At 61.6% G+C, this 21,955-nt stretch carries 19 protein-coding genes and 1 pseudogene; 15 read left to right on the top strand and 5 right to left on the bottom strand.

Going from position 1 to position 21,955, the window contains the following annotated elements; translation table 11 throughout:
- From ACQ4WP_RS25535 to ACQ4WP_RS25495, 9 genes and pseudogenes are all read left to right on the top strand, one after another.
- Positions 1-115 (top strand): annotated as a pseudogene (locus ACQ4WP_RS25535) (IS481 family transposase); the annotation flags it as partial.
- A gap of 621 nt (positions 116-736) precedes the next feature.
- Positions 737-1,483: a hypothetical protein gene (locus ACQ4WP_RS25530; protein ID WP_436525542.1), complete on the top strand. Its 747-nt coding sequence runs from the start codon at positions 737-739 to the stop codon at positions 1,481-1,483.
- Positions 1,484-1,711: 228 nt separating this feature from the next.
- Positions 1,712-2,920, top strand: a complete 1,209-nt coding sequence (locus ACQ4WP_RS25525; RefSeq protein ID WP_436525540.1) for a caspase family protein — start codon at positions 1,712-1,714, stop codon at positions 2,918-2,920.
- Between the two features lie 56 nt (positions 2,921-2,976).
- Positions 2,977-3,903 carry a DUF4384 domain-containing protein gene (locus ACQ4WP_RS25520; protein WP_436525538.1) on the top strand — a complete coding sequence of 309 codons (927 nt, stop codon included), beginning with the start codon at positions 2,977-2,979 and terminating at the stop codon, positions 3,901-3,903.
- A gap of 34 nt (positions 3,904-3,937) precedes the next feature.
- Positions 3,938-6,931, top strand: coding sequence for a tubulin-like doman-containing protein (locus tag ACQ4WP_RS25515; protein ID WP_436525536.1), 2,994 nt, complete (start codon positions 3,938-3,940; stop codon positions 6,929-6,931).
- 66 nt (positions 6,932-6,997) lie between these two features.
- Positions 6,998-7,726 (top strand): TPR end-of-group domain-containing protein, encoded by a 729-nt coding sequence (locus tag ACQ4WP_RS25510; RefSeq protein ID WP_436525535.1) that lies wholly within the window; start codon positions 6,998-7,000, stop codon positions 7,724-7,726.
- A gap of 168 nt (positions 7,727-7,894) precedes the next feature.
- The gene (locus tag ACQ4WP_RS25505; protein WP_436525533.1) at positions 7,895-9,025 is read left to right on the top strand and encodes a toxin-antitoxin system YwqK family antitoxin; all 1,131 of its coding nucleotides are present in this window, start codon (positions 7,895-7,897) and stop codon (positions 9,023-9,025) included.
- A 28-nt stretch (positions 9,026-9,053) separates the two neighbouring features.
- Positions 9,054-9,860: a toxin-antitoxin system YwqK family antitoxin gene (locus ACQ4WP_RS25500; protein ID WP_436525531.1), complete on the top strand. Its 807-nt coding sequence runs from the start codon at positions 9,054-9,056 to the stop codon at positions 9,858-9,860.
- Positions 9,861-9,947: 87 nt separating this feature from the next.
- Positions 9,948-10,442, top strand: coding sequence for a MarR family winged helix-turn-helix transcriptional regulator (locus ACQ4WP_RS25495; protein WP_436525529.1), 495 nt, complete (start codon positions 9,948-9,950; stop codon positions 10,440-10,442).
- On the opposite strand, the gene ACQ4WP_RS25490 is transcribed toward ACQ4WP_RS25495, so the two are convergent.
- Together ACQ4WP_RS25490 and ACQ4WP_RS25485 are read right to left on the bottom strand one after the other, a co-directional pair.
- Positions 10,432-11,766, bottom strand: coding sequence for a chloride channel protein (locus ACQ4WP_RS25490; protein ID WP_436525527.1), 1,335 nt, complete (start codon positions 11,764-11,766; stop codon positions 10,432-10,434). The genes ACQ4WP_RS25495 and ACQ4WP_RS25490 overlap by 11 nt on opposite strands.
- 98 nt (positions 11,767-11,864) lie before the next feature.
- On the bottom strand, positions 11,865-12,788 hold the full coding sequence (locus tag ACQ4WP_RS25485) for a LysR family transcriptional regulator (RefSeq protein ID WP_436525525.1): 924 nt from the start codon (positions 12,786-12,788) through the stop codon (positions 11,865-11,867).
- Positions 12,789-12,891: 103 nt separating this feature from the next.
- Here ACQ4WP_RS25485 and ACQ4WP_RS25480 point away from each other — a divergent pair, with 103 nt between their 5' ends.
- Positions 12,892-13,899, top strand: a complete 1,008-nt coding sequence (locus ACQ4WP_RS25480) for a zinc-binding alcohol dehydrogenase family protein (RefSeq protein ID WP_436525523.1) — start codon at positions 12,892-12,894, stop codon at positions 13,897-13,899.
- Here the strand turns inward: ACQ4WP_RS25480 and nhaR are convergent, their stop codons facing one another.
- Positions 13,900-14,799: a transcriptional activator NhaR gene (gene nhaR, locus ACQ4WP_RS25475; RefSeq protein ID WP_436525521.1), complete on the bottom strand. Its 900-nt coding sequence runs from the start codon at positions 14,797-14,799 to the stop codon at positions 13,900-13,902.
- A 157-nt stretch (positions 14,800-14,956) separates the two neighbouring features.
- Here nhaR and ACQ4WP_RS25470 point away from each other — a divergent pair, with 157 nt between their 5' ends.
- Positions 14,957-15,919 (top strand): TerC family protein, encoded by a 963-nt coding sequence (locus tag ACQ4WP_RS25470; protein WP_436525519.1) that lies wholly within the window; start codon positions 14,957-14,959, stop codon positions 15,917-15,919.
- Between the two features lie 65 nt (positions 15,920-15,984).
- Positions 15,985-16,386: a tellurite resistance TerB family protein gene (locus tag ACQ4WP_RS25465; protein WP_426072492.1), complete on the top strand. Its 402-nt coding sequence runs from the start codon at positions 15,985-15,987 to the stop codon at positions 16,384-16,386.
- Between the two features lie 6 nt (positions 16,387-16,392).
- Here ACQ4WP_RS25465 and ACQ4WP_RS25460 read toward each other — a convergent pair whose 3' ends face one another.
- Entirely contained in the window at positions 16,393-16,746 is a 354-nt protein-coding gene (locus ACQ4WP_RS25460) for a YnfA family protein (RefSeq protein WP_436525517.1), read from the bottom strand.
- A 248-nt stretch (positions 16,747-16,994) separates the two neighbouring features.
- On the opposite strand from ACQ4WP_RS25460, the gene ACQ4WP_RS25455 reads away from it, so the two are divergent.
- Positions 16,995-18,263, top strand: coding sequence for a glycerate kinase type-2 family protein (locus ACQ4WP_RS25455; RefSeq protein WP_436525516.1), 1,269 nt, complete (start codon positions 16,995-16,997; stop codon positions 18,261-18,263).
- Between the two features lie 2 nt (positions 18,264-18,265).
- Here ACQ4WP_RS25455 and ACQ4WP_RS25450 read toward each other — a convergent pair whose 3' ends face one another.
- Positions 18,266-19,279, bottom strand: coding sequence for a zinc-binding alcohol dehydrogenase family protein (locus ACQ4WP_RS25450; protein ID WP_436525514.1), 1,014 nt, complete (start codon positions 19,277-19,279; stop codon positions 18,266-18,268).
- Positions 19,280-19,384: 105 nt separating this feature from the next.
- Between ACQ4WP_RS25450 and ACQ4WP_RS25445 the strand changes: the two genes are divergently transcribed.
- Both ACQ4WP_RS25445 and ACQ4WP_RS25440 read left to right on the top strand, forming a co-directional pair.
- Positions 19,385-20,287, top strand: a complete 903-nt coding sequence (locus ACQ4WP_RS25445; RefSeq protein WP_436525512.1) for a LysR family transcriptional regulator — start codon at positions 19,385-19,387, stop codon at positions 20,285-20,287.
- Between the two features lie 99 nt (positions 20,288-20,386).
- Positions 20,387-21,946 (top strand): DUF1800 domain-containing protein, encoded by a 1,560-nt coding sequence (locus tag ACQ4WP_RS25440; protein ID WP_436525510.1) that lies wholly within the window; start codon positions 20,387-20,389, stop codon positions 21,944-21,946.
- Positions 21,947-21,955: the final 9 nt, after the last annotated feature.

Here is a 21,955-nt window from a genome sequence, read left to right as displayed (position 1 = left end):
CAATATCCCGCAGCGCGCCTTACACCACCAGACACCCATCCAGGCGCTCAAAGAGTGGCAGGCAAAGAAGCCGGATTTATTTGTTAAACGCGTTTATAACCAAGCGGGTCTTGACAAGTACACCTCAGTATGCCGACCCCAACCGTTTCAAACGCCCGGTGCGGACCCGCATGCCGGTTGGTGTGGGAGGGGTGCAGTCATTGTGGCAGCCCCCTATCTATCCCGATTCAGGCACACAAAATGGTGTCAGGAGCCGCATATTATCAGGGGAGGCACGAATTGAATACCTAAAAAAATTAAATATTAATTTCAAAATGGTGGTCGGCCGTGCTGGATTGCACATACACGAAATAGATTGTTGAAATCTATCAAAAAGTAACAATTTGTTTTTGATTTAATTTTTCGCGCCAATATAATGTGGCACATGGTGTGTAATATTTGCAATTGTTATTGGTGGTCTCTTAATTTTGTTTTTCATTGTTTTTAAATTCAGTTACAATAAATTCCGTGCGGAAATAATTTTGCATATGGGGCTGACGCGTGCAGGAAATGTGACATGTTTCGCCAGGTTTGGCTGGTCGGGGGTGTGGCTATTTTTTTTGCATTGCCGGGATGATTTCTATCACTATTGCCATTGAATTACCTGTCAAGCGGGTATTCATGCTGGATGGTATTGGGAGTCTTGCATGTCTTATGCTGCCTTCAACCTGTTTTTTTATTTGAAACGAATACTACAATGATGAATCCGATTTTTTCTCCGTCAAAAATGAGCACGGCAGTGTTGTGTGCGCTGACGTTTGTTGCGTCGAACGTGGCGGCGCAGGAATCCGCCTATTCCGATCTGAATTCTTGCGTGCAGTCGGAGCAGGTGACGGCGACGGCCAAGGGCGCCGCCGTGGGCGCCTTGACGGGTCTGGGGGCATCGTTATTCGGTGGCATGAAGAAAAAAGATGCTATCAAGGCAACGGCGTTGGGCGCATTGGCTGGCGGTGGCATCGGTTTCGTGAAGGCCTATTACGAGGCCACCAACACCTGCTACACCAAGAATCCAAGCTGGGTGCCAGCATCGAACATCACCCGCTCGGCAACGCTGGCACAAGCCAAGAAAGCGGCCAAGTACAAGCCGAGCGAGGGTATCAAGACCGCCATCATGGGCATCGACATGCCGACTTCCGTGCCAAGCGGAACTGCCAGCATTCCCATGAGTACCAAATTCACGGTGCTCACGCCGGATGATGCCGAAACACCGGTGGAAATATCGCGGAAAATCTACATTATCGAAAACGGTAAAGAAGAGCCGATGCCGTTTACGGCTGGTCGGAGCTCGGAAGTCAAGACGTTCGAACCGGCACAGCACACCGATACCATTAACTTCCCATTGTCCTCGGATTTCAAGCCTGGCATGCAGCTGCGTTATGAAGTCCAGATGAAAACCGCCAGCACGCCGGTGGTGACGGAATCGAAGACAGTTACCATTATTTAAGCTTTATTCGAAATTTCTGGTAACGCACAGGCTGCCCTGTTATCGGGCGGCTTGCCTGCATTTTTTTCCTTCCCTTCATAAGTGCATCCCATGATGAAATCGCTATGGCGTAGTTGTGCCGTCCTTGCCATGCTGTTGCTTGGTGGTTGTGCCGCTAATCAATTACCAGGCTATCAACCGGTTTATTATTCCTACGACGTGCCGCCGGAATTACTGCAGAAAATTGCGGTGAAATTCAGGCAGCACGGATTACATGACGCCACGGTGGTGCGCGATCAGGTGGGGCGCGTGCGCTTGGCTGGCAGCTATCAGAATGAGCTGCAGGTGGAGCGGGCTTTCGTGATTGCCCAATCCATCGTGGGATTGAAGACGACCTCGCCGCTTTATCCGGAGAATATCAAGGAACGGCACTGGGAACGGGATGCGCAGCAAGCCAGCGCCGATTTCTTCAAGCAGCGCAACGCGCAAAAACTGGCCATCCTGGGCGCGCCGCAAAAGCGCGCGCTGGTGGTGGGAATTAATACATTTCGCGATAACGCAGTACTCAAACCTATCCAGGGAGAGGATGATGCGCGCGTCGTGGCCGGCCACCTACAGCGCGCTGGCTACCAGGTGACGTCGCTGTTCGGCGGGCAAGCAACAAAGACGAATATCGAGGCGAAGATCGCCGAAGTGGGCAACAGCCTGCGCGGCAATGACAGCCTGTTCATCTACATGTCCAGCCATGGCACGCCACCGGTGCCCTCGGCCGATGGCATCGATCAGCGCCGTATGTCCATCATTGCGGTCGATTCCGGTAGTACCGATGGCCTCAAACGTGGCAAGACCGATTATTTGCTGCACCTGCAGGAAACGGCCGTCTCGGATAGCCTGGTGCAGCAACTGGCGCAAAAGCCCAGCCGCGAGACGCGCGTCTTCATCGATACCTGCTACAGCGGCGAAATGCTGAACGACGTCCAGGATGAGTCGATGGCGTTCATCCTGAAGGCCAACAACGGCCAGCCCGAACGCGAAGGCATCTCGCTGGCAGCCTGGACGGGCGAGAAATATACGGCCAAGGCCATCGTCTTCAGCCCCGACGAGGCGGCGGCCAACGACAAGGCGCGGCGCCAGGGCGTGCCGCAGAAGATCGACCGCAGCCGCAGTGGCTACACGGTGATTACGGCGACCAGCGCCGGACAGAAGGCGCTTGGTCCCGAGCAGCATATCGGTGTATTCCCGAATCCGTTGGTGCCGTCGAAAACCCTCAAGGGATCTTTCTTTACACAAACGTTCTTTGCCTACCTCGAGCGCACTCAGGGTGATATCGAGCCAGCCTTTGAGAGTGCCCGGATCTTTACGGCAGAGACTGCGAATCGCGTCAGCAAGGGCGCGGAACAGCAAATGCCCCGCAAGTACACCACTTTCCCTGCCAAGCAAGACAACCTGTACCTGTAAAACCACCAGCGGGCAGGCGCCTGGTGGCTGCCCGCGTGACTTTTGGAAAGCGAATCATGCAAAAAACAATCATTGCACTCTCCCTCGCCCTGTTGATGAACGGCGCTGCTGCGCAAGAGGGCTACAGCGCCAAATCGCTGTTTTTTGCCGAAGATGGCGGCGTATCGACGGCCAACACGGGCACGCCGGCGCTTGCCGAACCCGTCAAGGCAGCGGCCAAGAAGGCCGCCCCCAAGAAAACCGTGGTGGCAACGGCCAAGAAGAGCAAGGCCGATGCACAGATCGGCACGAGCTACTTCATCCGTATCAAGAATGGCGACGGTTCTACGCGCGATGTCCTGGCCAGCCGCAAATTTAACACCGGCGAGAAGTTCCAGTTGGGCGTCAAGGTTAATCGCCCATCGTACGTGTATGTGCTGAACCAGGCCCCGGATGGCAAGGTCACGCAGATCTATCCGCAGCCGGGCAAGGATAATTTCATCGATGCCATGGGCACGGTATTCCTGCCGGGGCGCGGCGCCTTCGAGTTCGAAGGTCCTCCAGGCACCGAGCAGTTGCTGGTGTACATGTCACCCAAGCCGCTGGACGTGCCTGCCACGGCAAAGATCAACAGCCTGCAGCCGGACCTTGTGGCCAGCAACAGCGGTTTCAGCAATCCAAGCGGCCCCGCCTGCCCGCCACCGGCACAGGCCGTGGCCTCGGCCGGCACTCCGGTCGTGACCGGCGCCACCGAGTGGCAAACCGTCGATCCTGCGCAGCCGCAGCTGGCCGATGCCGGCTACAGCGCCAAGAGCGTGGTTTTCACGCCCGATAGCGAATGCACCGCCGCGCCTGCCGCAGGCCAGGGCTATGCCTCGAAAGCCATCGTGTTCAGCGAAGACGTACAGCCTGACACGGGTGGCCACGTGGCGGCCTACATCGTCAAGACCCTCACGTCCAAGGACGACGGCCTGTACCTGAAATTGCAGCTGTCGCATCAATAAATCCGATTCCTGCTTACCTTAACGATAGAACGCTATGTCAAATAATCATCTGATCGTCGGCCTCGGCGGAACGGGCGGCAAGATCATTCGCCAGATCAAGAAAACCATCGAACGTAACAAGGATGCCGACGGCGCCAGCGTGTCCGACGCGCACTTCGATTTCCTCTACATCGATACTTCCACCGACGAGCTGGACAAGCGCGATGAGTGGAAGGTGCTGGGTAAGGATATCGAGCTTGACCGTGGTCAAGTGGCCATCAACACGGCCAGCAATATTCGTCCCGTGCTCGACGATCCCGGTTCCTTCCCCGGCATGCAGGGCTGGATCGAGCCGCGCGCCATCTTCGACTTTGTCAAGCCGGGCATCGCCGGTGCGGCGCAACGGCGCAAGCTGGGCCGCATGGTGTTTGCGCAGAACGCGTCGAAGTTCGTCAAGGCGATCGAAGAGCGTGTGCACGACTTGCAATCGCAGGGCAAGACGGGTGTCACCATCCACGTCGTCTGCGGCTTGGCCGGCGGCACGGGCAGCGGTTCGGTGGTCGATGCGGTGGCGCAAATTCGCCACCTGTTGCCCGAGCATGACAAATACCGCATCCTGATCTACGCCTTCCTGCCAGAGAAAAACTCCAAGCGCGTCAAGGATGTGGCCGGCTTCTCCAACTACTACGCGAATGGCTATGCGGCCCTGGCCGAACTCAATGCGATGGCCGTCGGCAAATACCATCCGATCAACTTGCTCGATGGCACGCCGATGGCGCATGACGTGTATTTCAACGGCTGCTACCTGATCAACAACATCAACGAGCATGGCATCCAGTTCGAAGTCGAATCGGAATTGCCCACCATCGTGGCCGAATTCATCTACCAGAAGACCCTGAACAAGGCCTGGGAAGGCTTGCACCGGGCTGAGAAGGGCGAAAACGACATCATCAATTTCGAGACGGAAGACGACGTGGGCAAGGCGCGCGCCAAGCTGTTCCTCTCGTTCGGTATCAAGCGCGTGGTCGTGCCGGAACAGGAAATCAAGGAATTTCTCGCGTATGGCTTCGCCGAGCAGGCCAGCCGTCAGTTGATGTTCAACAATTTCCGCCAGGGCGAAGGCTATGCCGACGAAGCACTGGAAAAAGACTGGGGCTCGGAAGTGCGCAAGCCTGAGGTGCTGCAAAGCCTGCTGCTGACGGATGCCCACCTGATGCTCGAGACGGGCATCCTCGACGACGACGTCAAGAACAGCAACTGGAAGCCGCCGCAGGAGTACTGGAAACAGATCGTCAACCGCCTGGCGCCGGAAATCAAGGCGGACAAGCTGATCGAGGAGACCAGCTGGATCGACGTGCTCAACACGCGCCTGGCCAAGGTATTCGACGATACCTACCGCACCATGGGCGGCGTACGCAAATTCTACGAAGTCAAGGGCAATGCACGCCTGGACATGGCGCGCCATATCGGCCGCCACATCGAGAAAGAACTGTTCGGACGCTGGAAGTCGGGGACGGCTTCGTTGCTGCAGTTGCGCCATTACACGGATGCGCTGGTGCTGGCGCTCGATGAAAAGCAGGATATCGTCCTCGAACGCATCGCCAAGATGCCGGCGGCCTTGCAGGGCATCCAGCAGCGCAATACGGAATTGTCGGCGCAATTCAACAAGGTGGGCTTCCTCGGCAAGCACCTGACGGACAAGCGCGGCGGCCTGTTTGCCGATATCGCTACCCAGCACCAGGACTTGTACGTCGCGCGCACCACGCTGGAAGGCTTGCGCTTTGCCAGTACGTTGCTGCCTTTCGTCAAGGAACAACTGTTGACCTTGCGCAGCAAGATTGATGAGCTGCATCAGAACCTGGCCGTCGCCACCGATCAGTTCAACCGCGAAAAGGCGGCCCGCCTGGGCGAAGCCGATGCTGCCTACCAGAAGCGCATCTTCGACATGGGCGCCATCACGGCCATCTTCAAGGCCATGGTCAGCGATGAGGTCAGCCAGGCGGCGCGCACGCAGCGCGTACGCCAGTCGCTGATCAACCTGGCAGGCGTCGAAGTCGAGTCGTTTGAAAAGCTCAACCGCAGCATTTCGCTGGGCAGCATCATCGGCATGCTGTCGCAGGAATCGGCGCGCATCGTGGAACTGGCGCATGGCGAGATCGCCAAGAACTTGCCGCCTGTGTTGCATGTCAATATTGTCGAGCGGCTGCAGAAGCAGTACGACGCCAATAAGAGCGGCCTGAAGCAGTTCGTGCAAAGCCTGTACGACGAGGCGGGTAGCACCCTGGTCTTCAACAAGACCGAGGTCGACCGCAAGGTGGGCAATGCCTCACCGGGCGTGTATGAAACCGTGGGCGTATTCCTGCCCGCCTGCGAGCATCAGAAGGCTTTCCGTGCGGATCTGGAAAACGAATTCAAGTCGCAGCGCGATTCGGCTTCGAGCACCACCATCAGCGTCGGCCAGATGCCGAATCAGATCGTCATCATGAAGGTGACGGCACTGATGCCGCTGCGTTACACGGAATCGTTGACCTACCTCAAACGCCACTATGACGGCTTGTTGACGGATCATAACGAATCGTATCTGTTGCACGGCGAAGGCAATGGCAAGAAACTGCCGCCCCTGTTTGCCCGCACGGCAAACGAGACCATGGCACGCGGCATGCGCAAGCCAACGTTGTTGGTGGCCAATTTGTTGCAGATGATCAAGCAGCGCCCGAACCGGCAGTCCGGCCTGCTGGAATGGGTCTTTATCGCCTTGGAAGATGGCTTGCCGTCTTCCAAGGTACTGGCCGGCGCCAGCTTGCATGATGTGATGGAAACCGAGCATTCGATCGATCTGCAGAAAGCCATCGAGAAGGAAGTGGCGCGCAAGATCGAGGTGGAATTCCAGCATATCGATCAAAAGAACTCGCTGTTCAAGCAATACACAGATCTGGCGACGCAGCGTTTCATAGCTGCAGGTGAAGATGACCAGGATCCTGAATTCCTTGCGCTGCGTTCCCTGCGCGACCCCGTGCGTGCGCTGATCCGCATGCCTCAGGCGAACTAACCATGTTTCATCCGGGCGCGGTGGCGCAAGACTGCCGCGCCCGTTCTCACGATAAAAGGTACTACGATGGCGAAATATAAATGTCCCACCCTCGGCGATTGCGATAACGCAAACTCGGGCGAAGTGTTCGAGCGCTCGCCGGGCGACGATGTGAAGTGTCCAAAGTGCGATACGCCGATGGAGTTGCAGGCTGGCGGCCAGGTTGGCCCCGGTGGCCCGAACAAGAAGACTGCGGTGGCGGCTGTGGCCGGCGTACTGGTGCTGGCGCTTGGTGCTGGCGGCTACTGGTACATGCAGCGGCCCGTGAGGGCAGCGGTGGACTTGGTCGAGGCGGCCCCGGTGTTGGTCGAGACGGTGAAAGTTGCCATCGACCTTGGCAAGAATGCGGCGCTGGCGCCCAGCGATGAAGAGACCAAGGCGCTGCGCATCGAAGGCGACCAGAAATTGGCCAATGGCGATGCGGCCGGGGCGGAAACGGCCAGCAGCAAGGCTGCCGCCAATGAAATGCTGAAGACGGCCATTTCCAGGATGGCGCAAGGCAAGCTCGACGAGGCCGAGACGGAACTTGCTGAAGCGCGCTTGCGTGATCCGCACAATGTACTCGTGTCGTACAACGTGGCTATCCTGCGCCTGAAGCAGAACCGCACGGACGATGCACTGAGCGAATTCGAAGCCAGCTTCAAGGATGGTTTCCAGTATTTCGACCAGATGGCTCAGGACCGCGATCTCGATACCTTGCGCAAGGACAAACGCTTCCAGGAGCTACTGAGCCGTTACCAGCCGCAAAAGTCCTGACCTTCCGCGCTTCCTTCCTCAGTGCCGGATGTGCTTGTTGGCGCATCCGGTCATCCCACCTCCCCAGTCTGCTCCTGCCTCTCCTTGCTCATGCATTTCTGTCGTGACAAGGAAAACGTTGCTTTCCATTATGATGGCAGCCGCACCATAACATTGCAACGGAACACTATGCATACACCACAGACGACGCGCGCGGCACAGGTTGCACTGGCATCCCTGCTGGGCATGGCCCTGGCCTTGCCGCTGGCGGCACAGGAACAGCCAGCGGGGTCAACGCCAACGCTACAGGAGGAAGACCACACCATGTATTTGGATGAAAATTTCATGCCGAGCAACCAACGCCGCGCCGCGTATGCGCTGCGCACGCCGCCCGTGCGCGACGAGGCGCTGGGCGCCTGGCATGTACGGCTCGAATTTCCCGACACGCCAGGCGTACTGGCCTTTGAAACCTATGCCACGGACCTTGACCTGAGCCAGATCAAGTTCGTGCGTTTTCGCAAGTATTACTACGAGAATGGCCAGCTGCTGCGCGACACCTACTTCAATGCCCAGGGCGAGGAGCTGCTCGGCGGCTGCGTGTACTTCGAAAATGGCCAGGTCAAGCAGCGGGTGACCGCGTTGCCAAACGGGCGCGACAGTATCTCGGAAACGTATCACGAGAATGGCCAGCTGGCGTACAAGACGCTGTATCACGACGACGAGATGGCCGATGGCGAGCATGTGTCGTATGGCGCGAATGGTGCCGTCAGCAGCCGCTCGTATCGACGCAATGGCAAGATGGATGGCGTGCAGGAATCATTTTATGCGGATGGCAAGCTGCATCGATGGGGACGGTTCGTCGATGGCAAGCGCGAGGGCGAGTTTGTCAGGTATGCCCAGGACGGCAGCGTGCTGGCCAAGACCGTGTGGGTGCACGACCAGCCCGACGGCTGGTCGTTCGAAAGCCATGACAATGGCGTCGTGTCGAACAAAACGCTGTACCGGAAAGGTGCTGAGCTCAGCTTGCAAACGTGGGCTCCGAATGGCCGGCCCAATTTTGCGTGGCAGAAAGACGCGAAGGGGCGCGACCACGGCGATACGACTGATTGGCATGCAAACGGCGTGCGCGCCAGCGTGACCCCGTTTGTCCACGGCCGGCGCCACGGCTTGTTGCAAATCTGGCACAGCGACGGCAGCCTGCAGCAGCTCGTGCCGTACGAACAGGGCAAGAAGCACGGTATCGAGCGTCACTGGGACAAGGCCGGCAAGCTGGTGCTGGAACAGACATGGCAGGATGGACAGCCGGTAGCGGCCAAATAGGGGGATCAGCATGCGGTATGGACAGAGAATGCACCTGGCGTTGCTGGTGGCGGTGCTTGCCCTGCCGCTGGCGGCGCAGGCGCAGGCTCCAGCTGCGCCGGCTGCTACGTCGTTCCATGAAAATGGCCAGCTCAAGCAAAAGGTGACCCTGCTGCCGAACGGGCGCGACAGCATCTCCGAGAATTACCATGAAAATGGCCAGTTGATGAACCGCATCAGCTACCACGACAAGCTGATGGCCGATGGCGAGTACGTGTCATACGGGCCGAATGGCAAGATGAGCAGCCACGCCTTCCTGAAAGGCGGCAAGATGCATGGCTTGCAGGAAGTGTTTTACGCCGATGGCAAGCTGTTCCAGCGTAGTCATTTTATCCATGACAAGCAGGATGGCGAGTTCCTCACCCTGGCCGAGGATGGCAAGGTGCTCGCGCGCAAGGTCTGGGTGGATGGCGAAGCCGATGGCTGGTCGTTTGAAAGCCATGACAATGGCCAGCTGGCGCAAAAGGCCCTGTACCGCAAGGGCAAGCTGCTCAGCATGCAGAAGTGGGGCAGCAACGGCAAGCCGTCGATCGCCTGGCAGCAGGATGCGCAAGGGCGCGAGCAGGGCGATGTCACGGAATGGTATGGCAATGGCGTGCGCGCCAAGGTCATCCCCATGCGCGATGGCCAGCGCCATGGCTTGCTGCAAGTCTGGGCCAGCGACGGCAGCCTGCTGCAGCTTGTGCCGTATGAGCACGGCCAAAAGCAGGGCATCGAGCGCCGCTGGGACAAGCGGGGCAAGCAGGTGTGGGGGAAGGCTTGGCAGGCCGGAGCGCCAGTGCCTGCAGGTCAATAGGCAGCAGGGGCGCGCCCGCCTTTGCAGGTATCATGTACGGATTCCGGCCCGCCAGCAGGCGCGAAGCCGGCAGGATAACTGGAGGCAATGGTGGTGGAAGCGGAAGTTTCGGCGATGGCCAGGGCGCAAGGCATGGCCTTGCAAAACATGCGCGTCGTCATGCGCGCAGCGCAGCGGCACTCGGCACAGATCGAGAAACAATGTGGCGTGTCGGGCGCGCAATTGTGGGTGATGCAGGAATTGCTGGAGCGGCCAGGCTTGCGCATGGGCGAGCTGGCCAGCAAGATGTCCATCCACCAGACGACGGCCAGCAACCTGGTCGATGCGCTGGTGAAAAAAACCTATGTGCGCAAGGCACGCGATCAGCCCGACCAGCGCGTGGTTACCCTGACTCTGACGGTGGAAGGTCAGGCCGTGATCGCCGGCGCGCCGCAGCCGGCGCGCGGCTTGCTGCCCAGCGCGCTGAGCCAGCTCGATGCCGACAGCCTGGCGCACCTGAACCAGGGCTTGAATGCCTTGCTGGCCGTGGTCGCCCCCGACGACAGGCAGGCGGGCATGCAGCCGTTTCCGTTTACGATGTAGTTCCCCGGTCCGCCTGCGGCAGCCGTTGCAACTGCAATTGCGCCAGCGCCCCGTACAGCGGTTCGCTGAGCACGCGCGACACCGTGCTGGCCACCACGGCGCAAGCCATCAGGCTCAGCACCATGCCGTGGCCGTCGACCATTTCCATGACAATAATAAAAGCCGTCAGCGGCGCCTGCGTGGCGGCGGCCAGGAAACCCACCATGCCCAGCGCGATCAGGGCGGGCGCGTGCGGATAGTGCAGCAATTGCGCAATGTCATGCCCGATGCCGGCACCGATGGCCAGGGAGGGCGCAAAGATGCCGGCTGGCACGCCTGACCAGACGGTCAGCCAGGTCGCCACATATTTGAAGGCAACAAAGGCGGGGGTCGCCTCTGACGAACCTTCCAGCATGGCGCGCGTGGCCACGGTGCCGCTGCCGAACGTGGCGCCGTGGCTGGCGATGCCGATGGCCGCCACCAGCAGACCGCAGACGGCGGCGAACAGCACGGGCCGGCCTTTTCGCCAGGCGGACAGCTTCCCCAGTGGATTGCCGCGGGCGGAGGCCAGCAGCAGCCTGGCGAACAGGCCGCCGGCCACGCCCGCCACCAGGGTTACCAGCAAGCCGGGCAGGGCCAAGGCCAGGCCGATGGGGCCAGGATGGATGATGCCGAAGTGGGTGGCGTTGCCGTGGATCGAGACGGCCATCATGCCGGCCAGCACGATGCCGGCCACGATCAGGCCGCTGTTGCGCTGCTCGGGCGAGCGCGACAGTTCTTCGATGGCAAACATGACGCCCGCCAGCGGCGTGTTGAAGGCGGCCGCGATACCGGCCGCGCCGCCCGCCACCAGCAGGGAATGGGCGCTCACCTGCGAGTGGCGCGGCAGCCAGCGGCGCGCAGCCAGCATCACGCCGGCGGCGATCTGCACGGACGGGCCTTCGCGTCCCAGCGACAATCCGCCCAGCAAGCCGCCCGCCGTCAAGCCTATCTTCGCGGCACTCAGTTTCAGGGAAACAAACAGCGAACGCTGTTCGGGGGCCACGGCCGGGTCCAGCGTGGCCATCACTTGCGGGATGCCGGAGCCGGCCGCGCCCATCGCGTAGCGGCGCGTCAGCCAGACAAGCAGGGCGGCGCAGGCGGGCGTCCACAGCAGAGCGAACCACCAGGCCTGGCCATTAAAAAAGAGAAACAGGTCCAGCGCTTCCTCGGCCAGCCACGTAAAGCCCACGACGACAAGGCCCGCGATGGCGGCCATGCCGACGACGACGGCGCGCGACCACCACAGGCGCGGGTTGGCAAATTCATGCTTGAAGGCAGAGGGAATATCGTGCAAGTGCTTCATTGCGGCAAGTCCAGGGTAGGGCGCGCAAGGCGTCGGGGAGGCTTGCCATTATAAAGACATATTTGTCCAAATGTATTTCGTCGCATCTTTCACCTGACTTATTTGTGGGCAAGAGGCGATAAAATGGCCGCCTCGGCCAGGAAATCGACGAGGGCGCGTACTTTCGGCGCCAGGTGCGGCCCGGACGGCCACAGCAGCCAGCAACTGTGGGCCGGATGGTCGGTGATCGCGTAGTCCCTCAACACCTCGACCAGGCTGCCGTCATCGAGTGCCGAACGGACATGAAAGTCGGGCAGCCAGGCGATGCCCAGGCCTTGCCGGGCGAAGTGCAGGCGCGCTTCGACGTTGTTGCAGATCATGGACTGCGGCAAGTCCGGCGCAATCTCGCCATCGTCCTGGCGCAACTGCCACTGTTCGATCTTGCCGCTGTGGCGGAAACGGTAGTGCAAACAAGCATGCTGTGGCAGGTCCAAGGGATGGCTGGGTGTGCCGTGGCGCGCCAGATAGGGGGGCGAGGCCACCAGGCAGGAGCGGAACTGGCCCAGCTTGCGGGCCGCCAGGCGCGAATCGCGGGGCGCGCCGATGCGGATGACGGCGTCGAAGCCATCGCCGACGACATCGGCCAGCGCGTCGGAAAAGTCCAGATCGAGCGCGATGGCGGGGTGCAGTTGGGTGAAATCGGCCAGCGCGGGCAGGAACAGTCCGCCCAGTTCCGGCAAGCCCAGGCGCAGACGCCCGTGCGGCGCCAGATGGCCCGCCAGTTCCTCCTGCGCCGCCTGCATTTCCGCCAGGATGGTCTCGCTGCGCGCGAGGAAGAGCTTGCCCTCCGCCGTCAAGCTCAGCTGGCGTGTGCTGCGCTGGAACAGGCGCGCGCCCAGCCGCAGCTCCAGACGCGCCAGGCTCTTGCTGACGGCCGACGGAGAAATGCCGGCCTGGCGCGCGGCGGCGACAAAGCTGCCTGCCTGCGCCAGTTGCACGAACAGGGCCACGCCGGAAAGGTTATCGACATCTTGGTTTTGCATGATTCATGACAGTTTGGTCAGTAGTGAAACGCATTGAAGCATATTTTTCTTTATCGCGTGGCTGCTTACCATGGGTTTTTACCTGCGGGAGGATGCAATGAAGATGATCGGTTTTAAAAAGGGCTGCGGCGTGGACGAGCAAGATGGCTTGTTCGACACGGCGGGGGCGATGCCGGTGCCCGGTCCGCGCGAGGTGCTGGTGCAGGTGCGCGCCGTGGGCGTCAACCCGCTCGACACCAAGGTGCGCGCCGGGCTGGTAAAAGTGCCGGAGCGTGTCGTCACCCTGGGCTGGGACGCGGCCGGCATCGTGCATTCGGTGGGCAGCGCAGTGACCCTGCTGGCGCCAGGGCAAGCCGTGTATTACGCGGGCTCGTTCGACCGCACGGGCGCGAATGCCGAATACCACCTGGTCGATGAGCGCATCGCCGCGCGCATGCCGGCGACGCTGGATTTTGCGCAGGCGGCCGGCGTGCCGCTGGCGGCGCTGACGGCGTGGCAGCTGCTGTTCGAGCGTTTTGCCATCACGCCCGGCGACACGCAGCCGCGGGGCAGCCTGCTGGTGCTGGGCGGCGCGGGCGGCGTCGGCTCCATGCTGATCCAGCTGGCGCGCCAGTTGACGGGGCTGACGGTGATCGCCACGGCCTCGCGCGGCGACAGCATGGAGTGGTGCCGCGCCATGGGCGCGCATCACCTGATCGACCATACGCTGCCCATGCCGGAACAGGTGGCAGCATTGAAAGTGGCGCCTGTCACGCACATCGCCGCCCTGTCGCATACGGCACGCCACGTCGCGGCATTGACGCAGATCATCGCGCCGCACGGCAAGCTGGCCGTCATCGACGACCACGATGCTTTCGATGCGGCGCCGCTGAAAGGCAAGAGCGTCTCGCTGCACTGGGAAATGGTGTTTACGCGGCCCCTGTACGCCACCGACGATATGCAGGAACAGCAGCGCATCCTGGCCCGCGTGGCGGCGCTGCTGGACGAGGGCGTGCTGCGCCACACTGTGCGGCAGCGTTTGTCGCCCTTCAATGCAGCCACCGTATTGCGCGCACATGCGTTGCTGGAGCGGGGCGGGCAGCCGGGGAAAATCGTCGTCAGCGGCTGGTAGTTACACGAACAGCTCGTGCCGCGCGCTCTGGCTGATGGCGATGGTGGCCGGGTGGCTCAAACGGCGTTCCGTGGTGATCGCATACACTTGCTCGACCAGGCTGTCGACCCGGCCCAGCGCCACCACGGCATATTGCTCGCAGACCTGGGGCGCGATGACGGTGGGCGCAAAGAACAGGCCCGCGCCGGACTGGCCGAAGGCCTTCATCATGGCGCTGTCGTCGAACTCGCCGACGATGCGCGGGTGCAGATGGTTGTCGCCGAGCCACTGCAGCAAGCGCCCGTAAATGGCGAAGTCTTCACCCGGCAGCAGCAGCGGCGCGCCATCGAGGCATTGCGGGAAGCTCCCTGTCAGTGTGGCGGCCAGGGTAGGCGTGCCGAACAGGGTCATGCCGCTTTCACCCAGTAAATGGTTAAAACCGCGCACGCTCAGGTGGGCAGGCATGGGGCGGTCCGCCATGATCAGGTCCAGCCGGTGCACGGCCAGGTCCGCCAGCAGGCTGGCCAGCCGTCCTTCGCGGCAAATGATGCGTAGCGGTTCGGCCAGGCCCAGCGCGGGCGCGACCAGGCGGCAGGCAATCAGTTTCGAGACGGAATCGGCGCAGCCCACGCGAAAGGTCGTTGTCGCCGTGCGCGACTGGTCGCGCACGATTTCCAGCAATGCATCACCCGTGCTGAAAATGCTTTCGGCATGGCTGAGGATGCGCCTGCCCGTGTCCGTCAATTCCAGCTGGCGTCCGCTGCGGCGGAACAATTCCACGCCCAGGGTCTCGGCAAAGTCGCTGAGCTGGCCGGAAATCGATTGCGGCGTCAGGTGCATCTGTTCGGCCGCGCGGGCGATGCTGCCCGTCTTGGCCACCATCCAGAAATAGCGCAAGTGCTTGAAGTTGAGTGTCGACATGCTTTTCCCGGAAATCAATGCATCGAATTTTTCGATGTATTCGTAAATTATATTCGATTTGTTCGATGTTTGGATTGAGACTATGATGGCTGCTCAATTCATGCAAGGAGAGTGTCATGGGCATCAGGATACAGACAGACAGTTACGGAGGCCGCCGATGAACGGTCTGGAAAGCATTGCTACGGCACCCATGTGGGCCGGCTTCATCGTATTCGTCCTGTTCATGCTGGCGCTGGACCTGTTCGTCTTCGGCGGCAACAAGGCGCACAAGGTGGGCGTCAAGGAAGCGGCAACGTGGTCGCTGGTGTGGGTCAGCCTGGCCCTGTTGTTCAACGGCGGCCTGTGGTGGTATCTGAACGGCACGGCCGGACCCGAGATCGCCAACCAGAAGGCGCTGGAATTTTTCTCCGGCTACCTGATCGAGAAAGCGCTGTCGGTCGATAACGTGTTCGTCTTCCTGCTGATCTTCAGTGCCTTCCAGGTGCCGATCCAGTACCAGCGCCGGGTCCTGATTTATGGCGTCCTGGGTGCGATCGTCATGCGCGCCGTGATGATACTGGCCGGTGCCTGGGTGGTGAGCGAGTTCAGCTGGGTGCTGTACCTGTTTGGCGCCTTCCTGTTAATTACCGGCATGCGCATGCTGGTGGCGGCCGATGCGGAGCCGGACGTGGCGAACAACCCCGTGCTGCGCTTTGCCCGCCGCCACTTGCGGGTGGCCGACGGCGAGCACGGTGAGCGTTTCTTCGTGGCAAAGGGCGGTTTGCGCTATGTCACGCCGCTGTTCCTGGTGCTGATCCTGATCGAGGTGACGGACCTGGTCTTCGCGGTCGATTCGATCCCGGCGATTTTCGCCATCACGACGGACCCGTTCATCGTCTTCACGTCGAACCTGTTCGCCATCATGGGATTGCGGGCCCTGTACTTCCTGCTGGTGGACGTGGCTGACCGCTTCCACATGCTCAAGTATGGCTTGGCGATGGTGCTGGTGTTCATCGGCGCCAAGATGCTGATCATGCCGTGGTACCACGTGCCGGTGGAAGCGTCGTTGCTGGTGGTGGCAGTCCTGATCGTGGCTAGTTGCGTGGCGAGCGTGTTCATCACCCGCAGCGACAAGAAATAAACAGCAGTACGGCGCGCCCCGCAGGGCGGTGGCGCGCTTTTTAAACTAACAATGGAAGAGAAACTATGCGTACCTATGAAATGAACAGTCCCCAGGCAGCGGGACGTATCCTGGCCCTGATGATGGTGGTTGACGGCAACCTGGCCAGCACCGAGCTGCAAGCCATGCACCGCAGCAAGATTCTCGAGCATATCGACCTGGCGCCGGCCGCCTTCCAGCAACTGCTGCAAGACTTGTGCGACGACATGCTGACCTCCACCGTGCATGGCGCCGTGCAGCTGGCCAATGGCGTGATCGACAGCCTGCTCGATGAAATCGATGACCCGGACTTGCGCCGCAAGCTGCTGCAAGCCATGTGGAAGATCGCCGATGCCGACGACTGGCTGGCCGATGGCGAAGCGGTCTTGCTGGCCCGTGCCAGCGCGGCGTGGTCGGCGGAAACGAACTTCCGCGCGCATGCCGCCTGAGGCAAATCAAGCCGCCTTGTGCCCCATGGCAATGACGGCGGCGCCGGCCAGGGCCAGGCACACGCCGGCGATGTCCGTCCAGGCGGGCGTGATGCCATCCACCAGCCACAGCCATCCCAGCGCCGTGGCGATATAGATGGCGCCATACGTGGCGTACACCCTGCCGCTGGCGGCTGGATGCAGGGTCAGCAGCCACACGAAGATCAACAGGCTGATGGCAGCCGGCAACAGCAGCCAGGCGCTGCCCTTGTTGCTCAGCCACAGCATGGGCAGGTAGCAGCCCAGCAGTTCGGCCACGGCCGTGACGGTAAACAGCCCGAAAGTGCGGGCAAGACTGGTCCATTCGATGGCGTCGCTCATGGTGTTCCTGTGATGTGCTCAAGACGCCATTCTAAGTAATCCTCGAGAAAATATTGTAAATTTATGACGAACAAAACCGGATGCTATGCAAGGCGCCCGCTGCGACGCAGTGCGAGCACTGCTAGCAGTGGGCAACGCCGCAGAGCGCCGGTTATGGAAGTCAGAAATCACAATAGTTTATTGGGGGTTACTTAGCTGCCAGGCTGCCGGCACTGCTATGATCGGATTCGGATACCGGAGGAAACAAAATGACGACCATCCCAGCGCCGCGCGCATTGCTGCAAGCCATGTTCCACGCCGCCATCGAAGCGGCCCAGCCATCGCGCTGCATACCGCCGCATCTGCCGCCCGCGCCCAAGGGGCGTTTGATCGTCATCGGCGCCGGCAAGGCGTCGGCCGCCATGGCGCACGCCGTGGAACAGCACTGGCCGGGGCCGCTCTCCGGGCTGGTCGTCACACGCTATGGCTATGCCGTGCCGTGCGAACGCATTGAAATAGTGGAAGCGTCGCACCCCGTGCCGGACGCGGCCGGCATGCAGGCGGCCCGGCGCATGCTCGATCTGGTGGGCAACTTGCAGGCTGACGATACCGTGCTGTGCCTGATTTCGGGCGGCGGCTCGTCCCTGCTGGCCTTGCCCCTGGACGGCATCACCCTGGAAGACAAGCAAGCCTTGAACCGCGCGCTGCTGGCGTCCGGCGCCACCATCGGCGAAATGAATTGCGTGCGCCGCCATTTGTCCGCCATCAAGGGCGGGCGCCTGGCGGCCGCCTGCCATCCGGCGCAAGTCATCACCTTGGCCATTTCCGACGTGCCCGGCGACAAGCTGGGCGATATCGCCTCCGGCCCCACGGTGGGCGACGCCACCACCTGCGACGACGCGCTGGCCATCGTGCGCCGCTACGGCATGGACTTGCCGGACAGCCTGCGCGCAGTGCTGGAAAGCGGGCGCGGCGAATCGATCAAACCCGATGATCCGCGCCTGGCGCGTACGCGCACGACCCTGGTCGCCACGCCGCAGCTGGCGCTGGAAGCGGCGGCAGCCGTGGCGCGCGCGGCCGGCGTCACGCCATATATATTAGGCGACAGCCTGGAAGGCGAGGCGCGCGACGTGGGGAAAGTGATGGCTGGCATCGCGCTGCAAGCGGCTTTGCGGGGCCAGCCGTTCCCCGCCCCGTGCGTGCTGCTGTCGGGCGGCGAAACGACGGTCACCGTGCGCGGCAACGGCCGCGGCGGGCGCAACGTGGAATTCTTGCTGGCGCTGGGCATCGCGCTGGAAGGGCAGGCGGGCATCCACGCGTTGGCCGGCGACACGGATGGCGTCGACGGCCAGGACGACATCGCCGGCGCGGTCCTGGCGCCGGACACCCTGCAGCGCGCCTGGGCGCATGGCATCAAGCCCCGCGACAGCCTCGACAACAACGATGGTCACGGCTTCTTCCAGGCGCTGGGAGATAGTGTGATCACTGGTCCGACCTTGACGAATGTCAACGATTTCCGGGCCATTTTGATTAGCTGAGTTTAGAAGCCCGCGAGCACGATCTTTCCTTTCGCCGTATTGCTTTCCAGCAGGGCATGCGCGCGCTTCAAATTTGCCGCGTTGATCGTGCCGAAGCGCTCGGCCAGGGTGGTCTTGATGACGCCCGCGTCCACCAGTTGCGCCAATTCTTCCAGCAAGGCGTGCTGCTGGGCCATGTCTTCCGTCTGGAACAGCGAACGGGTAAACATCAGTTCCCAGTGCAGGGACACGCTCTTGCCCTTGAACTTGCGCACGTCGATGTGCTCGGGGTCGTCGATCAGGGCGAACTTGCCTTGCGGCGCGATCAATTCCACGATCTGGTCGAAATGCTTGTCCGTCTGGTTCAGGCTGATCACATAATCGACGGGCGGCAAGCCCAGGCGCGTGATTTCCCCCGCCAGCGGCAAGCTGTGGTCGATCACGTGGTGGGCGCCCAGTTCACTGACCCAGCCGGCCGTTTCCGCGCGCGAGGCCGTGCCGATGATGGTCACGCCCGTCAATTGCCGCGCCAGCTGCACCAGCACGGAACCCACACCGCCCGCCGCGCCGATCACCAGCAGGGACTTGCCGGTGAGACTCTTGTCGCGGCTGATCTGCAGGCGGTCGAACAGCAATTCCCAGGCCGTAATCGCCGTCAAAGGCAGGGCGGCGGCCGGGGCGAAGTCCAGGCTGGCCGGCATGTGGCCGACGATGCGCTCGTCGACCAGCTGGAATTCGCTGTTGCTGCCGGGGTGGTTGATGGCGCCTGCGTACCAGACTTTATCGCCCACCTTGAACAGGGTGACGTCGGGGCCGATGGCGGTGACGACGCCGGCCGCATCCCAGCCCAGCACTTCCGGCTGGCCGTCTTTCGGCGCGCGGTTCTTGCGCACCTTGGTGTCGACGGGATTGACGGAGATGGCCTTGACGGCGACGAGCAGGTCGCGCCCCGTGGCGACGGGCGTGGGCAGCTCGATGTCGAGCAGGGCGTCGGCATCCGTGATGGGCAGGCTGTGGTGATAGGCGATGGCTTTCATGCTGATCCTTGGTGAAGAGTGGGGAGGTGATGACGTATGATGGTTGCTTTCGCGTCCAGGAAAAAGAGGGCGCGTAGCGAAACACTTTCAAAGGAATGCTGAAAATTGCTGCGACTCGATGACTTGCAGGTATTTGTGCGCACGGCCGACCGGGGCAGTTTGTCGGCGGCCGCGCGCGAGATTGGCATTTCGCCCGCGCTGGCCAGCGCCGCCGTCAAGCGCCTGGAACGGGAGCTGGGCTTGCGCCTGCTGGCCCGCACGACCCGTTCGCTGAGTCTGACGCCGGAAGGCACGCAATACCTCGAACATGCGCGCGAAGCCTTGCGCTTGCTGCGCGCAGGCCACGATGCGCTGCTGGCAGGCAAGGACAGTTTCGGCGGAACCTTGAAAATTGCCATGCCTTCCGACTTGGGCCGCAATCTGATGCTGGGCTGGCTGGACGAATTCCAGTCGCGCCATCCCAAGCTGCGGTACCAGCTCAGCGTCAGCGACCGGGTGGCCGACATGGTGCGCCAGCAAGTGGACATTGCCTTGCGTTACGGCCAGCAGGACGATTCGTCCATGATCGCCATGCCGATTGCGCCCGCCAACGACCGCGTGCTGGTGGCCTCGCCCGACTACCTGCGCGCGCATGGCCCCCTGCTGGCGCTGGAAGACTTGTCGCAGCGCAATTGCTTGCGCTTCGCGCTGGAAGACGGCTTGCACGACCGCTGGACTTTTTACCGCCTGCCCCAGCGCGAGCAAGTCACCGTGCCAGTGAGCGGTAACCGCAGCGCCGACGATGCCGAGCTGGTGCGGCGCTGGGCCGTGGCGGGCCTGGGCATCGCCTACAAATCGCGGCTCGACGTCGCTGGCGACCTGGCCGCCGGCCGCCTGCAAGCGCTGTTGCCCGAGGTGGCGGGCGAAGCTACGCCACTGCACCTGGTGTGCACGCACCGGGCGCAGGTGACGCCGCTGGTGCTGCAGTTGCGCGATTTCCTGCGCGACAAGTGTGCGGGGTTAATATAAAAGCACTATTAATTACAACTCGTTGCAAATGGCAATCATGCACGGGTCAACCTGGGCGTACGCTCAGGCATTCTGCATGAAACCGCTTGAAGGATTGCCATGCCCCCCCACCGACTGCTGCCGACGACCTTGATTTCCTTGCTGTTGCTGGCCGGCTGTGCCGCGACGGCGCCGCCGGCCGCGCAGCATGCCGTCGCCGCGCCCGACAATGCCGCGCAAGGCATTGCCATGCTCGAGCGCGTCAGCTGGGGCGTGAACGGGGGCAGCGTGCGCCAGTTGCAGGCGCAAGGCTGGAACGCTTACCTGCAGGCGCAGTTGCACCCAGGAAAAACGACCTTGCCGCCTGCCGTCCAGACGCAGATCGACGCCATGACCATCAGCCAGGTGCCGCTGGATCAATTGGTGATTTCTATTGAGCAAAAGCGCAAGGAGTCGGCTGGCGTCATGGATGACATGGCGAAGCAGCAGGCGCAAAAGGATTACCAGCAGGAACTCAATCGCCTGGCGCGCGAGGCGGCTACGCGTTCGCTGTTGCTGGACGTGTATTCGCCGAACCAGCTGCAGCAGCAGCTGAGCTGGTTCTGGCTCAACCATTTCAGCGTGCACCAGGGCAAGCACAACTTGCGCGCCATGGTGGGCGATTACGAGGCGAATGCCATCGCGCCGCATGCCTTGGGGAAATTTCGCGACTTGCTGGGCGCGACCGTCCACCATCCGGCCATGTTGCGCTACCTGGACAATGAAGCCAATGCCGTCAAGCGCATCAATGAAAACTATGCGCGCGAGCTGATGGAGCTGCACACCCTGGGCGTCAACGGCGGCTACAGCCAGGCTGACGTGCAGGAACTGGCGCGCATCCTGACCGGGGTGGGGGTGAACTTGGGCGCAAACCTGGGACCGGACGCACCGAAAGTCAAACCGGCGCTGCAGTCGCAATACGTGCGCCGGGGCTTGTTCGAATTCAATCCGAACCGCCACGATTACGGCGATAAACAATTCCTCGGACAAACGGTGAAGGGCCGGGGACTGGCCGAGCTCGATGAAGCGCTGGATCGCCTCAGCCGCAGTCCCGCCACCGCGCATTTCATCAGCGGCAAGCTGGCCCAGTATTTCGTCAGCGACAATCCGCCCGAGCCCCTGGTGGCACGCATGGCGGCCACCTTCCAGCACAGCGACGGCATGATCGCCGACGTGCTGCAGACCATGTTCAGCAGCCCGGAGTTCCGGCAGTCGCTGGGCAAGAAATTCAAGGACCCCATGCATTATGTGGTGTCGGCCGTGCGCCTCAGCTATGACGACAAGCCCATCCTGAACGCGGGTCCCATGCTGAACTGGCTCTCGCGCATGGGCCAGCCCCTGTACGGGCGCCAGACGCCGGACGGCTATCCACTGACGGACGCCTCCTGGGCCAGCCCCGGCCAGATGACGACGCGCTTCGATATCGCCCGCACCATCGGTTCAGGCAGCGCCGGCCTGTTCAAGACGGATGGCCCGCAGCCGCAGGAAAAGGTCGCCTTCCCGCAGCTGGCCAGCGCCCTGTATTACCAGTCACTGCAGCCAACCTTGGGTCCCGCCACGCGCCAGGCCCTGGAACAGGCCGCTTCGCCGCAGGAGTGGAACACGTTTTTGCTGTCCTCGCCAGAAATGATGCACCGTTAAGTTACACTG

The organism is Janthinobacterium lyxosi, assembly GCF_051380665.1.
Lineage (GTDB): Bacteria > Pseudomonadota > Gammaproteobacteria > Burkholderiales > Burkholderiaceae_D > Janthinobacterium.
The sequence above is the reverse complement of the archived record's forward strand: the minus strand, read 5'-3'. Positions and strand labels throughout refer to the sequence as shown.